The following is a 14,260-nucleotide window of genomic DNA, read 5'->3' on the forward strand; positions in this document are numbered from 1 at the left end:
GCCTACCGAGCGCCCGCAGTCGCATTGCGGGTGCGATGCATACCTCGGCTATGTGAACGGTCACAATCCGGTGTAACGTTCCCGTCCGGGTCGGCGGAGTTGTCGATCGCAACACACTGACGTGGAGTTTGAATGGTTCTCGCTGCAGCGAACAACGGGATCCGGCTCGATCTGGGCTGGGTCGACTACCTGATGATCATCGTGTACTTCGCGGTCGTCATCGGGATCGGTTTCACCGCCCGGAAGCAGGTCCGGACGAGCATGGACTTCTTCCTGTCGGGCCGCTCGATGCCCGCGTGGATCACGGGCCTCGCGTTCGTGTCCGCGAACCTCGGCGCGACCGAGATCCTCGGCATGGCCGCCAACGGTGCCCAGATCGGCATGGCGACCCTGCACTACTACCTGGTCGGTGCCGTGCCGGCCATGGTGTTCCTCGGGCTCGTGATGATGCCCTTCTACTACGGGTCCAAGGTCCGCAGTGTGCCGGAGTTCATGCTCCGCCGCTTCGGCAAGGCCCCGCACCTGGTGAACTCGATCGCGTTCGCGGTGTCGAACGTGCTCATCGCCGGCATCAACCTCTACGCCATGGCCATCGTCATCGAGGCGATGCTCGGCTGGCCGGAGTGGCTCGCGATCATCGTGTCCGCGGGCTTCGTGCTCGTCTACATCACCCTCGGCGGGCTCTCCAGCGCGATCTACAACGAGGTCATGCAGTTCTTCGTGATCATCGCCGGCCTCATCCCGCTGACGATCGTCGGTCTGCACCGCGTCGGTGGTTGGAGCGGCCTCTCGAAGGCCATCACCGAGACCCAGGGTGTGCAGCACCTGCAGGCGTGGGCCGGCACCGGCTTCGGCGACGTCACGAACCCGATCGGTGCGAACTGGCTCGCGATCGTGCTCGGCCTCGGGTTCGTCCTCGGTTTCGGCTACTGGACGACGAACTTCACCGAGGTGCAGCGCGCGTTCTCGGCGAAGAACATGTCCGCCGCCCGCCGCACCCCGCTCATCGCCGCGATCCCGAAGCTCTTCATCCCGGCGATCGTCGTCATCCCCGGCCTCATCGCCGCGGCCGTCGTGGGCAACCAGTTCGCCTCGGGCGCCCTCGACTACAACGACGCGATCCCGAAGCTCATCCAGATGTACCTGCCGACCGGTGTGCTGGGCGTCGCGGTCACGGGCCTCCTCGCCTCGTTCATGGCCGGTATGGCGGCGAACGTGTCGTCGTTCAACACCGTCTTCACGTACGACATCTGGCAGCGCTACATCAAGCCGAACATGCCCGACGTGCACTACCTGAAGACCGGGCGCTGGGTCACCGTCGTCGGCGTGCTCGTCGGCATCGCGACCGCGTTCATCGCCGCGCAGGCGTCGAACATCATGACGTACATGCAGACGCTGTTCTCGTTCTTCAACGCGCCGCTGTTCGCCGTGTTCATCCTCGGGCTGCTCTGGAAGCGGATGACCACCGCCGGTGCGCTGTGGGGCTACATCCTCGGCATCGTGACGCCGACGATCACGTGGATCGCGTACCTCGTCAACCCGGACCTGTTCGCCACCGCGACCGCCGAGACCCTCTACGGCGCGATCATCTCGTTCGTCACCGTGCTCGTCGTCGGGTTCGTCGTGTCGATGGTCACGAAGCCGAAGGACGAGAAGGAGCTCGGCGGGCTGGTGTACGGCGTCGGCAAGATCGACCTGCACAGCGACTCCGTCGCGACCGACACCGCCTGGTACCGCTCCCCGGCGCTGCTCGGCACCGTCGCACTGATCCTGTGCGTCGTCCTCTACCTCCCGTTCCTCTAGGCCCGCGAAGACCCGCGAAGGAGATCTCCCATGAGCGACACCAACACCGCCATGACCGAGGAGCAGAAGGCCGCCCTCGTCCGCTCCACCCGCCGACTCGACCTGCGTCGCATCCTCGGTGGCCTGTTCGTCCTGTACGGCGTCATCGTGACCATCGTCGGCATCGTGCACTGGAACACCGACCCCGAGAAGACCGGTGGCATCCACATCAACCTGTGGGTCGGGCTGTCGATGCTCGTCGGCGGGCTGCTCTTCTTCCTCTGGGATCGGCTGAACCCCGTCCCGGCGGAAGACATCATCGGCCAGGCCGAAGCCGAGGAGCACCAGAAGGCGGCCGGCGAGGGCCGCGAGCTCGCGTGATCAGCTGAGCTGACCAACGGACGGGAGGCGCGGTGCCGGCTGGCACCGCGCCTCCCGTCCGTCTCGGTGCCGGTTGACGGCAGTCTCGCGGCGGCCCTAGTATTGATATGTCGATCGCGTGCTGCTCGGTCGGAAGTGAGCCCCGGAGCATCCTGCAGCCAGCGCGGGACCGGGGTTTTGCGCTGTCCGGCTGCGTTCACGGCACGCGGACGACCGATCCGTCGAACTCGTGGTCGAGCGCGGCGACGTGTGCGCCGCACGCCAGGTCGGCCAGCGCGACCAGCGGCTCGTCGTCCGGGCGCACGTGCTCGTGGCGGACCGAGCGCCCGACCCCTCGACGTCGGAGCGCATCGAACATCGATCGGTCTGCGTCGTCGTGGGCCCGTCCGCGGGACTCGATGACGATCTCCCCGACGCCGCGTTGTTCGAGTTCCCACACCAGTCGTTCGAGACAGTGGCGCCGTCGGCGTTCCACGCGCGCGGCCGCCCCGTCGTAGCGGACGACGACGACCGCGACCGCGCGACGCAGGAGTTCGAGCCACGAGATCCGCTGCGCGTGCAGCGCTTCGTACCAGTGCAGCTTCCGCATCCGACGGGGCGTCGCGGCTCGGATCCCGGTGCGGACGTCGTCGCGCTCCCGGTCGTGCACGACCACCGCGGCCATCACGTACGCGGTGTGGTCGAGTCCGCCGCCGGGCTCGGACTCGTCGACGTACGCCGTCTGCATCGAGCCAGTATATTGCGTACCGGTTGCTTCGCCGATGAAACGGTTGCGCTCCGATCCCGGGCGCGCCAGGTTGAGCACGACGAAAGGATCCTCCCCATGGACACGATGGTCTTCATCAACCTGCCCGTCGCCGACCTCGAGCGCTCGAAGGCGTTCTACGAGGCCCTCGGCTACTCGATCAACCCGGCGTTCAGCGACGACACCGCGGCGTGCGTCGTGGTGAGCGACACCATCTACGTCATGGTGCTCACCCACGCCAAGTTCGCGGAGTTCACCACGAAGACCATCGCCGACGCGGACACGATCGAGGTCATCAACTCGCTCAGCGCCGACTCCAAGGACGAGGTGCACCGGATCGTCGACGCAGCGGTCGCCGCCGGCGGCTCCGAGGACCGCCCCGAGATGGACCTCGGGTTCATGTACCAGCGGAGCTTCGTCGACCCCGACGGGCACCGCTGGGAGTACGTGTGGATGGACGCGCAGGCAGCGCAGGACGGTCCGCCCGCCGAGTGATCGGCGGCGGGTGTCGGCGGCGGGTGTCTGTGGCGACGGCCAGGATGGTGCCATGAGCTCCGAGCCCGTCGCCGCTGCCCCGTCCGACCTCGTCATGGGTGACGACGGCCTCGCCCGGCCCGTGTGGGCATCGAGTGACGAGCTGTTGCGCGACTACTACGACACCGAGTGGGGCATGCCCGTGCGCGACGAGCGCGGAGTGTTCGAACGCCTGTCGCTCGAGGCGTTCCAGTCCGGGCTGTCCTGGCGGACGATCCTCGCGAAGCGTCCGGCGTTCCGGGCAGCGTTCGCGGACTTCGACGCCGACACGGTCGCTGCGTTCGGCGAGGACGACGTCGCACGGCTCATGGCCGACGCCGGCATCGTGCGGAACCGGGCGAAGATCCTCGCGACGATCACCAACGCGAACGCCACGATCGCCCTGCGCGAGGACGGCGGCCTGGCCGACTTCGTGTGGTCGTTCCGGCCGGCGACGACGCCCGAGCCGGTCACGTACGCCGACGTCCCGACGAAGTCGGACGAGTCCGTCGCACTGTCGAAGGCGCTCCGGAAGCGGGGTTTCGCCTTCGTCGGTCCCACGACGATGTACGCGCTGATGGAGGCGCTCGGCATCGTCGACACGCACCTCGTCGGCAGCCACCGTCGGGGGACCTCCGGCGTCTGGAGCTGACCCCGACGGTGCCGACGGTGCAGGGCTAGGGTCGCGGCATGAGCTCCGAGAACCCGCGCGTCCGCCCCGTCCACCCGGTCGAGGCCGAGGTGGTGGAGGTGCCCCTCGACGCCGAGGTGCCGACGCCCGAGCCGTCCGACGACCCCGGTGCCGGCATCCCCGAGCACGACCCGGCCGAGATCCGGATCGCGTTCCTGTTGTTCCCCGGCCTGACGCAGCTCGACCTGACCGGGCCGGCGCAGGTGCTGTGCCGCGTCCCGGGAGCCCGCGTCGAGTACGTCGCGGCGACGCTCGACCCGGTACCGAGCGACTGCGGGCTGTCGCTCGTACCGACCACGACCATCGGTGATGCCAGCCCGGCCGACGTGCTCGTCGTCCCCGGCGGCGACGGCGCCTTCGACGCGATGCTCGACCCCGCGGTGGTCGCGTTCGTCCGGCGCGAGGCCGAGCGCGCCACGTGGGTGACCTCGGTGTGCACCGGCGCGTTCGTCATCGGCGCGGCGGGGTTGCTCGCCGGCAAGCGCGCGACGACGCACTGGGCGTCGAAGCCGATGCTCGCGGCGTTCGGCGCGCAGCCGGTCGACGACCGTGTCGTGGACGACGGGGCCGTCGTCACCGCGGCCGGGGTGAGCGCCGGCATCGACATGGCGCTCTGGCTCGCGGCCGAACTGGCCGGGCAGCCTGCAGCCGAGGCGATCCAGCTCCAGATCGAGTACGACCCGCAGCCCCCGTTCGACGCGGGTTCGGCGGTCCGGGCGGACACCCGGATCGTGACCGAGGCGCGTGCCGCAGCGGAAACGGCACGTGGTGACCGGGTGGCGCGGGCGGCTGCGGCCGTGATGCACTGAGTCAGACGAGCGGGAGCTGCATCTGCGTCGCGGTGACGCCGTAGCCGAGTCGCGCGTAGAGGTCCTGCGCGCCCGTGTTGTACCCGAACACGTTCAGGCCGATGGTCCGGGCGCCGTTCGCGCGGGCGACCTCGTGCGCCTGCTCGAGCGCTCGGCGGGCGTGCCCCCTGCGTCGGTTCGGCTCGTCGATCTCGACGTCGAACACCCACCAGTCGGTGCTGCCCGGTGCGAACGGGCCGATCCAGAGGTACCCGACCACGGCGTCGACACCGTCGAGGACGTCCCAGACGAAGTGCTCGGGCAGCGGCGTTCCGTCGGGGAACCACTTGTCGAGGGACTGCTGCTTGTTCGCCTCGGCGCGCTCCCGCGTCTCGCCCGCCCGGATGCGTGACTCGACGTACTCCGCCATCGTGCGGTCGAGCCACCCGGGCAGTCGCTCGGCCGGCATCGCGACGAGGTGCGTGTCCGTCACCGGTTGCCCTTCGACCCGCGCTTCGGCTTGCCCTTCATGCCGCGCTGCACACGCCCGCGACCGGTCGAGTTCTTCCCGCCGCCGCTCTTGCCACCGGTGCCCTTGGTGGCGCCGCGCTTGGCGACCGTCTTCGCGTTCGACGGTGCGGCCTTGCTGCCGCCCTTCGCCGGACGCGACCCGTCCTTCGGGTCGGGAGCCGCGCCTCCTGGCTGGTCCTGGTCACCCCGCGAACTGTTCGCGGTGCGCCCGCGGACCACGCCGATGAACTCCTCGGTGGTCTCGGTGGCGTCCTCGGAACGCCAGACGAGCACGATCCGGGTGCCGGGCGAGCCCGCGAGCGTGCGGCTGACGAGCTCCTTGCGGCTCGCGGCACGGAAGAGGGACTGGGGGAGGACGGCCACGCCGACGTTCGCCTCGACCAGGTCGAGCGTGGCGTCGACGTCCTCCGGGACCGGGCCGGGGTCGACGACGTGCACGTCGGTCGCGGCGAGGTCGACCTCGGCGAGGTCCGCGAGCGGGGAGTCCTTCGGCATCGCGACGACGGCGGTCTCGGTCCAGAGCGGGATGGCGTTGTGCGCGTCGGAGACGGGGACCCGGGCGAACACCATGTCGGCCTCGCCGGCGAGTGCGTCGTCGACCTCGTCCGCTCCGATCGGGCGGAGTCGGAGCTCGGTCGTGGGGAAGCGCTCGCGCCAGACGCGGGCCCACTTCGCGGGGGACACCCCCGGCACGAAGGCGATGGTGAGTGCCGCGGTCATGCAACCGAGCATAGGGGCCGTACCCTTGTGTCCATGGCGCAGGAACAGACCATGAAGCCCGAGACGGCCGCGAAGAAGCTCGGCATCCTGCTGGCGGCCGCCCCGGAGACCTTCCGGGACGCGCCGATCAGCCGGACCGCGTTCGACGAACTCCGTACGGAACCCCCGACCTGGCTCGAGGACCTCCGTCGCGACGGACCGCACCCGCGACCCGTCGTGGCGCAGAAGCTCGGCGTGTCGATCTCGGGGCTGACCCGTGCGGGCATCGACGAACCGCTCACCACGGCGGAGATCAAGACGCTGCTCGAGCAGAAGCCCGAGTGGCTCGTCCGCGAGCGCGCGACGCAGGCCGCGGTGCACGCCGAGAACGCCCGCGTGAAGCAGGAGCGTGCCGCGAAGGCCGCTGGCCGCACCGAGGACTGACCCCGACCCGCACCACCCCGCCGCCCGAGGACACCCCGTGCACGAGACCGTCGCCGACGCCATGCTCGTCGTGCCGCAGTTCGCGTCGGTGTGCTGCATCGTGGGGGACCGGTACCGGCCTCGCCCGGGCGTGATCGTCCCCGCGGCGGTGATGCTCGTCGCGATGCTCATGCCCGTCGTGCACGCCGGAGCGGTGTGGACGCTCCTCGCCGCCACCGTGCTCCTGCTCCTCGCGCCGCTGCCCGTCATGCGGCGGCGCCGCGCCGACGGTCGCCGTGCCGAGCCGATGGACGTCCACCGGGCGCTGTCCGCGGTCGTGATGTCCGGGATGCTCCTGATGGGGCACGCCACGGGCATCGCCGACGGACACGCGGGCCACGGCATCGCCCTGACCGCGGTGCTCGGCGCCGGAGTGATCGGCTACGCCGCGTTCAGCGGGTGGCTGCTCCGCCACGAGTGGGCACGAGAAGACCGGCGTGCCGTCCGGAGCGGCGAGGTCTTCGCGATGACGGTCGCCGTCGTCGGCATGACGCTCGCGATGTAGTCAGCGGTTCGCCACGCGCTCCTGCACCTCGTGGATCGTGTCGGACGGCACCGGCGGCACACCCCGACGGATGCCGGCGATGCCGACGACCGCGAGGACCGCGGTGACGACGCCGAACACGACGAGCGTGATGCCGGTCGCGGCCCAGAGCGGGAGCACGAGCGTAAGCAGCACCACCACGAACCCGGCGAGCAGGACGAGGGTCGTCAGCGCGAACGCCACCGCGACACCGGTGAGCACGAGGCCCGTCTTCGCGCCGCTGACGCGGTCGCCGATCTCGCGTCGTGCCGATGCGACCTCGTCACGGACGGCGCGGAGCACCGGCTCGAGCGCCTTCTGCACGAGCCCGGCGGTGACGGTGTCACGGAAGGACGGCTTGCCGGTCGTGGTGTCGTCGTGGTCGGTGCTCATGGTGTCTCCTGTTCCTCGGGCGCGGTCGTCCGCACCCACCAGGGTGACGCGTCGGGGACAGGAGTCGTCACGCCTGCGACGCGCATGCTCGGCGGGTTCCCAGGACCGCCGGCGACGAGCAGGTTCCGTCCGGCGCGTGACCGTTCTGGTTCGCGGATGCCGGGGATCGCGAACCGGAACGGTCACGCGCCGAGAAGAACACGGGCTTCGGCGCGTCCGCCGCGGGGACGAGCGGGTGACGGACTGGAGGCCCGGCTCGCGTCGTCGACGCAGGCCGGGCCTCCGGAGACGGTCGGGTCTCGACCGCCGTGGTGCGCTAGGACGCGATCTCGTCCAGGTCGTCGATCCCGCGTGCGGCGGCAGCGGCCCGCCGCGCCCGCATCGACGGTGCTGCGACGGCGGCGAGGACCGCGAGGACGGCCACGCCCGTGCACGCCCAGAACCCGATCGTGAACGCGTCGTCGGTCGGCAGCCCCTGCGCGGTGGTGTGCGACGTGATCAGCGCCGCGATGACCGCGGTGCCGACGCTGGAGCCGATCGTGCGGACGACGGTGTTGGCGCTGATGGCCTCGCCGGTCTGGTTCGCGGGGACGCTCTCGATGATCGCGTTCGAGCACGCGGCGAGGGCGAGGCCGATGCCGATGCCCGTCAGGACGCCGGACACGACGACCTCGGCGATCGCGGCGTGCGAGATCGCGGGGATGAGGAACGCGGCGACGATGGCGACCCCACCGAGCAGCATCGGCGGCTTCGGGCCGACCTTGCGGACGAGGATGCCGGCGATCGGCCCGGCGATGATCATCATGACGACGGTCGGGAGCAGGAAGAGCCCGGCCTCGGTCACGTCCTTGCCGAACCCGTACCCGACGGCGGTCGGGAGCTGGAGGAGCGTCGGGACGAGGACGAACGTGCCGAACATCGCGAAGCCGAAGACGAGCGCGACCACGTGGGCCGTCCAGACGCCGCGGACCGCGAACAGCCGGACGTCGATGAGCGGCTCGGCGACGCGGAGCTCGACGAGTACGAAGGCGACGAGTGCGACCGCGCCGAGGATCAGCAGACCGACGGTCTTGCCGTCGCCCCAACCCCAGGTCTCGCCCTCGCTGATCGCCAGCAGGATCGCGACCAGGGAGACCGCGAGCACACCGGTGCCGAGCATGTCCAGGCGACCGGGCTTCCGGACCGGGGACTCGGGCATGCCGAAGACCGCGCCGAGCAGAGCGATGACGACGAGCACGGCGGGGAGCCAGAACAGCCAGTGCCACGAGAGGTGTTCGACGATCGGGCCCGCGGCGACGATCCCGACGCCCGCGCCGATGCCGAAGATCGCCGACAGCAGGCCGATCGTGACGCTGACCTTCTCCTTCGGGAGCTCGTCGCGCACGATGCCGATCGACAGCGGCATCACGGCACCGGCGGCACCCTGGAGCGCGCGACCGACGATCAGCGTGCCGAGGTTCGGTGCGAGAGCGGCGAGGACGGCGCCGACGAGGAGGATCGACAGGACGACGATGAGCACCTTGCGCTTGCCGACCATGTCCCCGAGCCGGCCGAGGATCGGCGTGAGCACCGATGCCGACAGCAGGTACGCCGTGAGCACCCAGCTCGTCGCACTCGTGGAGGCGCCGAGGTCGTGTCCGATGGTCGACAGCGCCGGTGCGACGAGCGACTGCAGGACGGCGAAGGACAGGCCGCCGAGCGACAGGTAGACGATGATCGCCGTGCTGTTCGGTCGGCGCGCACCGGTGGTGGGGTGGGACCCGGTCCGCGGGGTCTCCATGGTCTCGGTCATCGTGCTCCGTAGGCTCGGATGTAAACAGTTGCTGACTTGACGAGGGTACGCGGTTCCAGGCGGATGTCAACACTTGCTTACATCAGTCCTCGACCCGCTACGCTCGGAGCATGAGCAAGGACGCCGAGGCAACCCGCCGACTGCTCGTGCAGGCCGCGCGACGTCGGTTCGCCTTCGACGGCTACCGGGCCACCACCGTGCGCGACATCGCCGCGGACGCCGGCGTGAACGTCGCCCTGATCAACCGGTACTTCGTGTCGAAGGAGGGGCTCTTCCGGGAGTGTCTCGACCGCGTCGCCCGCGACCTCGGCGCCGAGGAGCGGCCCGTGCCGGACCTCGAGCGGTCCCTCGCCGGCATGATCGAGCACGCCGTCCGGTCCCCGACCGACGACGACTCGCTCCAGCTCATGCTGCTGCTGCGCTCCTCGGGAGACGACGGCGCGGACGCCATCCGCCGCGAGACACTGCGCCGCTACGCCGAACGACTCGCCGGGGCCGTCCACGACGAGGTCACCGACGACCTGCTCCTCCGCGCCGAGATCGCCCTGGCGGTGGTGCTCGGCATGACGATGCTCCGGACGTCCACGAAAGTCGAGCCGCTCGCGTCGGCCGACCACCACGCGGTCTCGGACGCGCTCACCGGGGTCCTGCGGCAGCTCCTCGCCGGGCCGCGGTAGCGTCGAGCCGTGTCCGATCGCCACGTCCGTCGCCCCGATCCCGCGCCGCGCCTCGACGAGGTCGACGAGCGGATCCTCTGGACCCTCGCCGCCGACGCCCGGATCCCGAACAACCGCCTCGCCGCTGCGGTCGGCATCGCCCCGTCGACGTGCCTGACGCGCGTCCGTGCACTCGAGGACGCCGGGGTCATCCGTGGCTACCGGGCCGACGTGGACGTCGCACGGCTCGGCTTCGCGATCGAGGCGATGGTCTCGGTCCGGGTGCACGCCGCAGCACGCCACGAGCTCCGCGACTTCGCGAAGCGGCTGCTCCGGGTGCCCGTCGTGCAGGACGTGTCGTTCCTGGCCGGCGACAAGGACTTCCTCGTGCACATCGCGTGCACGTCCACCGAGCAACTCCGCGACTTCGTGGCCGACGAGCTCAGCGGCGACCCCTCGGTGGCGACGACGCAGACGAACATCGTGTTCGAACGGCTCGTCGCCGACCGTGCACAGCAGGGGCGGTCGTTCGACGAGCTCCGGCGCTGGCGGGCCTGACTCAGCGCGTGCGGGTCATCGGGAGGTGGGGGATCCCGTCCTCGTTGAAGTCCTCGCCCGAGCGCACGAACCCGAACCGGGCGTACCACTGCTCGAGGTGCGCCTGGGCGTCGATCGCGATGCGCGGGGAGCGTGCCTCGGCGATCGCGGCCTCCATCAGCAGCGACGACAGCCCCTGCCCCCTGGCGGCCTTCGCGGTGGCGACGCGGCCGATGCGCTCGGTGCCGTCGTCCTCGCGGAGGAGCCGGAGCGTGGCGTCGACCGAGCCCTGCCCCGCCCAGAACTGCAGCGTGCCGGGCTCGAGGTCGCGCCCGTCGATGTCCGGGTAGGCGGCTGCCTGCTCGACCACGAACACGTCCTGCCGGAGTCGCAGGATCTCGTGCAGGGTGACGACGTCCAGGTTGCGCGTCGGGGCGTTGAAGATCGAGACCAAGACCGGCCTTTCCTGACGATTTCTTCCGAAACAGGGTGCGTTCCGGAACGGAGCGGCGTACATTGCCGGACAACCACTCTACGTGCGCAGCCGAGATCAGGAGGTGAGCGCATGGACCAGCCGTTGCGCGCACCCTGGCGCGCGATGATCCGGTACGTCGCGTTCGGCGTCGGCATCGCCGCTGCCCTCGTGCTGCTCTCGTTGGTGCTCGGCGCTCGTCCGGCCGCGGCGGCCCCCGCGCCCGCCCAGCAGACGCTGCAGACCCACCCGTCGCAGCAGCGCGGGCTGGTCGGCGGGGTCGTCGACGGCCTCGGCGACACCGTCCAGGGCGTCGCCGGTGGGGTCGGGCACGTCGTCGACGGCGTCGTCGCCCCGGTCCGGACGGCCGTCGTCCCCGCCGCTCCGGCAGCCCCGGCCGCGCCCGCACCGAGCGCCCCGGCAGCGCACCCGGCACCCGCGGCCCCGGCGGCACCGGCCCCCGCCGCTCCTGCCCACACGCAGCCGTCGAGCGCCGCTCCGGCCCACACGCAGCCGTCGAGCGCCGCTCCGGCACCGTCCACACCGGCACACGCCGCGCCCGCCCCGGCTGCACCCGCAGCACCGGCAGCGCAGCCCGCGACCGCCCCCGCGGCGGCACCCGCAGCGACCAGCGCGACCCCCGCAGCACCGCAGGCCGGACCGGCGGAGGCGAGCAGCGCCTCCAGGCCCGTCACCGGCACGGTCGCGACCGTCCTCCGTCCCGTCAGCGGAGCCGTCCAGACCCTCACCGACGCTCGCCCCGTGACCACCGTCGTGCACTCGCTCGACCAGGTGGTCGGCGGCCTCCCGGTCGTCGGCACGGTCCTCGGCGACGACACCCTCGGCACCGTGACCGACCCGGTCAGCGGGCTGGTGGACGACACCCTCGGCGGCGTCGGCACGGTCGTCGGATCGGTGCCGGACGTGCTCACCGGCCTGCCGCCGACGGTCGGCGGCGTCCTGCCAGGAGGCACGGATCCCGTCGTCGGCCTCCCCACCGCTCCGGTGGGCGGCACGTCCACGGCCCCGGTCGCGTCGACACCGTCGCTCACGTCCCCGGGCGCTGCCAGCGCTGTCGCGCCGGCAACCGTGGCGCCGGGGAGCGCTGCCGAGCGGACGGACGCCGTCGCCACCGAGCGGGCCTCCGTGCTCGCCGGAGGTGGGAGCGCCGCCGCTGCACCGGGCGTGCAGGACGCGACGTTCGGCGGCCGGGCACTCCTCGTCCCCGAGGGCCACGGCGTCACGTTCGGCGGCCCCGCGGACGGTTCCGCCACCGGTGCCCTCGGCGGCACCGCTGCCGGTTCCGGCGGGTCGGCAGCAGCCGTCGGCATCGTCGGTTCCGACGACCAGGTCTCCCTCGCCGCGGGGTCACGCGGCACCATCGCCGACGACGCGGTCCCCGCGTCCATCGTCGGCGAGCACGACGTCGCCCCTGACTGAGATCGGTGCGCCTGTCCGACACGGCAGGCACGCACCGCCGGCCGCCATCGCGGTCGGTCCACATCTCATCTCGATCAGGGAGCAACGATCATGAACAAGTACGTCTCGAGAGGGCTCTGGTTCGCCCTCTTCGTCGGCGGTCTGACGCTCGGGGGTGCGGTCGCGGCGAACGCGGCGACGACCTCCGGAGCGGACGGCACCGCCTCGGGCACACAGGTGGCGCCGTCGATCGACGCGCCGGTGTCCGCGACCGGCAACGCACTCGGGGTCCTCGGCGACGCGGTGTCGTCGATCACCCGGCCCGCAGCGCCCGCGGCCCCGGCCGCACCGTCGTCCTCGGCTCCGGCCGCGACACCGTCCACGTCGGGTGCCGACGGCATCGCCTCGGGGACGCAGGTCCTGCCGGACGTCGCGGCGCCCGTCCAGGTTTCGGGCAACGCGATCGCGGTCGGTGGCGACGCTGCCGCGGTATCCGCTCCGGCTCCGGCAGCTTCGGCTGCTCCGGCGGCCCCTGCTGCTGCGCCCGCGGCGGCGCCGACGACCTCCGGGTCGGACGGCATCGCCTCGGGGACCCAGGTCGCCGGTGCGGTGACCGCGCCGGTCTCCGCCACGGGCAACGCGGTGGCGGTCGGCGGCGACGCCGTGTCCGCTGCCGCCACGCCTGCCGCGTCGGCGCCCGCTGCCTCGACGCCTGCTGCTCCGGCCGCGGCGCCGACGACCTCCGGGTCGGACGGCACGGCCTCGGGCACGCAGGTCGCGCCCGTGGTGTCGGTGCCGGTGACGGTGTCGGGCAACGGCATCGGGCTGCTCGGTGACGGCGCCAGTTCGGGGTCGGCGGCCCAGGCGACCGGTACCACGACGCCGGCCGCGGGTGGTTCGACCTCGGGGTCGGACGGCACGGCCTCGGGCACGCAGGTCGCGCCCGTGGTGTCCGTCCCGGTGACGGTGTCGGGCAACGGCATCGGGCTGCTCGGTGACGGCACCTCGGCGGGGGCAGCTGCCCCGGCGACCGGCACCACGACGCCGGCCGCGGGTGGTTCGACCTCGGGGTCGGACGGCACGGCCTCGGGCACGCAGGTGTCCCCGGTGGTGTCGGTTCCGGTGACGATCGGTGGGAACGGCATCGGCCTCGTCGGTGACGGCACGAGCACCGGTTCCACGGCCCCGGCGACCGGGACCACGACGCCCACCACGGGCGGATCCACCTCGGGTGACGGGGGACTGCTCTCGGGCAGCCAGATCACACCCGTGATCAGCCTCCCGATCACCATCGGCGGCAACGGGATCGGCATCGTCGGCGACGGCACCAGCTCGACGACGACGCCCGGTGGCGGCACGACGCCCGGTGACGGCACCGACCCCGGCGACGGCACGGACCCGGGCGACGGCACCACCCCTGGTGACGGCACGGACCCCGGTGACGGCACCACCCCTGGTGACGGCACCGACCCCGGCGACGGGAACGGCGCCGGCGACGGCACCACGCCCGTCTCGGTGACCACCCCGGCCACCGGGGCCGGCGCGGCCGTGGCGACCAGCGCCTCCCGGCCCGCGACGGTCGTCGCGACGACCGCCGGCGCCTCGACGGTCGTCCAGGCCGCCGTCCGCACGGTGGCTGCGTCGAGCAGCCAGCCGGCCCTCGCCTACACGGGAGCGTCCTCGCCGGTCGTCCCCGCGGGCATCGCCCTGCTGCTGCTCCTCGCCGGAGCCGGGACCCTGGTGCTGCGCAAGCGGCACTGACGTCCGACGGGCTCGAGGGGCACCGCGCCGCGGTGCCCCTCGCACCCGTGCCCGCCGTCGGCCGGACCTGTGTCCGCCGTCCGCCGTCCGCTGG

Annotated in this window: 17 protein-coding genes; 11 read left to right on the forward strand and 6 right to left on the reverse strand. The window is 71.9% G+C overall.

Going from position 1 to position 14,260, the window contains the following annotated elements:
- Positions 1–132: 132 nt before the first annotated feature.
- Both BM028_RS09890 and BM028_RS09895 read left to right on the forward strand, forming a co-directional pair.
- Positions 133–1,803, forward strand: a complete 1,671-nt coding sequence (locus BM028_RS09890; protein ID WP_071294544.1) for a sodium:solute symporter family protein — start codon at positions 133–135, stop codon at positions 1,801–1,803.
- A 30-nt stretch (positions 1,804–1,833) separates the two neighbouring features.
- Positions 1,834–2,163 carry a hypothetical protein gene (locus tag BM028_RS09895; RefSeq protein ID WP_071294543.1) on the forward strand — a complete coding sequence of 110 codons (330 nt, stop codon included), beginning with the start codon at positions 1,834–1,836 and terminating at the stop codon, positions 2,161–2,163.
- A 196-nt stretch (positions 2,164–2,359) separates the two neighbouring features.
- Here BM028_RS09895 and BM028_RS09900 read toward each other — a convergent pair whose 3' ends face one another.
- The gene (locus tag BM028_RS09900) at positions 2,360–2,890 is read right to left on the reverse strand and encodes a DUF3800 domain-containing protein (protein WP_092386275.1); all 531 of its coding nucleotides are present in this window, start codon (positions 2,888–2,890) and stop codon (positions 2,360–2,362) included.
- A gap of 96 nt (positions 2,891–2,986) precedes the next feature.
- Between BM028_RS09900 and BM028_RS09905 the strand changes: the two genes are divergently transcribed.
- From BM028_RS09905 to BM028_RS09915, 3 genes are read left to right on the forward strand one after another with little or no spacing between them, the layout of a single operon-like run.
- Complete coding sequence (locus BM028_RS09905) at positions 2,987–3,403, forward strand: VOC family protein (protein WP_092386277.1); 417 nt, start codon at positions 2,987–2,989, stop codon at positions 3,401–3,403.
- A 52-nt stretch (positions 3,404–3,455) separates the two neighbouring features.
- Positions 3,456–4,073, forward strand: coding sequence for a DNA-3-methyladenine glycosylase I (locus tag BM028_RS09910; RefSeq protein WP_092386279.1), 618 nt, complete (start codon positions 3,456–3,458; stop codon positions 4,071–4,073).
- A 38-nt stretch (positions 4,074–4,111) separates the two neighbouring features.
- Complete coding sequence (locus BM028_RS09915; protein ID WP_092386281.1) at positions 4,112–4,921, forward strand: DJ-1/PfpI family protein; 810 nt, start codon at positions 4,112–4,114, stop codon at positions 4,919–4,921.
- A 1-nt stretch (position 4,922) separates the two neighbouring features.
- Here the strand turns inward: BM028_RS09915 and BM028_RS09920 are convergent, their stop codons facing one another.
- Together BM028_RS09920 and BM028_RS09925 are read right to left on the reverse strand one after the other, a co-directional pair.
- Positions 4,923–5,393 (reverse strand): GNAT family N-acetyltransferase, encoded by a 471-nt coding sequence (locus BM028_RS09920; RefSeq protein ID WP_092386283.1) that lies wholly within the window; start codon positions 5,391–5,393, stop codon positions 4,923–4,925.
- Complete coding sequence (locus BM028_RS09925) at positions 5,390–6,151, reverse strand: LysR family transcriptional regulator substrate-binding protein (RefSeq protein WP_175496045.1); 762 nt, start codon at positions 6,149–6,151, stop codon at positions 5,390–5,392. The genes BM028_RS09920 and BM028_RS09925 overlap by 4 nt, the downstream gene beginning before the upstream one ends.
- Before the next feature lie 33 nt (positions 6,152–6,184).
- Between BM028_RS09925 and BM028_RS09930 the strand changes: the two genes are divergently transcribed.
- Together BM028_RS09930 and BM028_RS09935 are read left to right on the forward strand one after the other, a co-directional pair.
- The gene (locus tag BM028_RS09930) at positions 6,185–6,574 is read left to right on the forward strand and encodes a DUF5997 family protein (protein ID WP_070418322.1); all 390 of its coding nucleotides are present in this window, start codon (positions 6,185–6,187) and stop codon (positions 6,572–6,574) included.
- A gap of 37 nt (positions 6,575–6,611) precedes the next feature.
- Positions 6,612–7,118, forward strand: a complete 507-nt coding sequence (locus BM028_RS09935) for a hypothetical protein (RefSeq protein ID WP_071296394.1) — start codon at positions 6,612–6,614, stop codon at positions 7,116–7,118.
- On the opposite strand, the gene BM028_RS09940 is transcribed toward BM028_RS09935, so the two are convergent.
- Positions 7,119–7,529: a phage holin family protein gene (locus BM028_RS09940; RefSeq protein WP_092386287.1), complete on the reverse strand. Its 411-nt coding sequence runs from the start codon at positions 7,527–7,529 to the stop codon at positions 7,119–7,121. It abuts the gene before it with no gap.
- Positions 7,530–7,845: 316 nt separating this feature from the next.
- A complete protein-coding gene (locus tag BM028_RS09945) occupies positions 7,846–9,321 on the reverse strand; it encodes an MFS transporter (protein ID WP_092386289.1) in 1,476 nt (491 codons plus the stop codon).
- A gap of 110 nt (positions 9,322–9,431) precedes the next feature.
- Here BM028_RS09945 and BM028_RS09950 point away from each other — a divergent pair, with 110 nt between their 5' ends.
- The gene (locus tag BM028_RS09950) at positions 9,432–9,998 is read left to right on the forward strand and encodes a TetR/AcrR family transcriptional regulator (protein ID WP_092386291.1); all 567 of its coding nucleotides are present in this window, start codon (positions 9,432–9,434) and stop codon (positions 9,996–9,998) included.
- A 9-nt stretch (positions 9,999–10,007) separates the two neighbouring features.
- Entirely contained in the window at positions 10,008–10,535 is a 528-nt protein-coding gene (locus BM028_RS09955) for an Lrp/AsnC family transcriptional regulator (RefSeq protein WP_070418327.1), read from the forward strand.
- Position 10,536: 1 nt separating this feature from the next.
- Here the strand turns inward: BM028_RS09955 and BM028_RS09960 are convergent, their stop codons facing one another.
- Positions 10,537–10,968, reverse strand: a complete 432-nt coding sequence (locus tag BM028_RS09960; protein WP_070418328.1) for a GNAT family N-acetyltransferase — start codon at positions 10,966–10,968, stop codon at positions 10,537–10,539.
- 111 nt (positions 10,969–11,079) lie between these two features.
- Here BM028_RS09960 and BM028_RS18690 point away from each other — a divergent pair, with 111 nt between their 5' ends.
- Together BM028_RS18690 and BM028_RS09970 are read left to right on the forward strand one after the other, a co-directional pair.
- Positions 11,080–12,426 (forward strand): hypothetical protein, encoded by a 1,347-nt coding sequence (locus BM028_RS18690; RefSeq protein WP_217647246.1) that lies wholly within the window; start codon positions 11,080–11,082, stop codon positions 12,424–12,426.
- Between the two features lie 90 nt (positions 12,427–12,516).
- Complete coding sequence (locus BM028_RS09970; RefSeq protein WP_092386293.1) at positions 12,517–14,166, forward strand: hypothetical protein; 1,650 nt, start codon at positions 12,517–12,519, stop codon at positions 14,164–14,166.
- Positions 14,167–14,260: the final 94 nt, after the last annotated feature.

The organism is Curtobacterium sp. YR515, from assembly GCF_900113095.1.
Lineage (GTDB): Bacteria > Actinomycetota > Actinomycetes > Actinomycetales > Microbacteriaceae > Curtobacterium.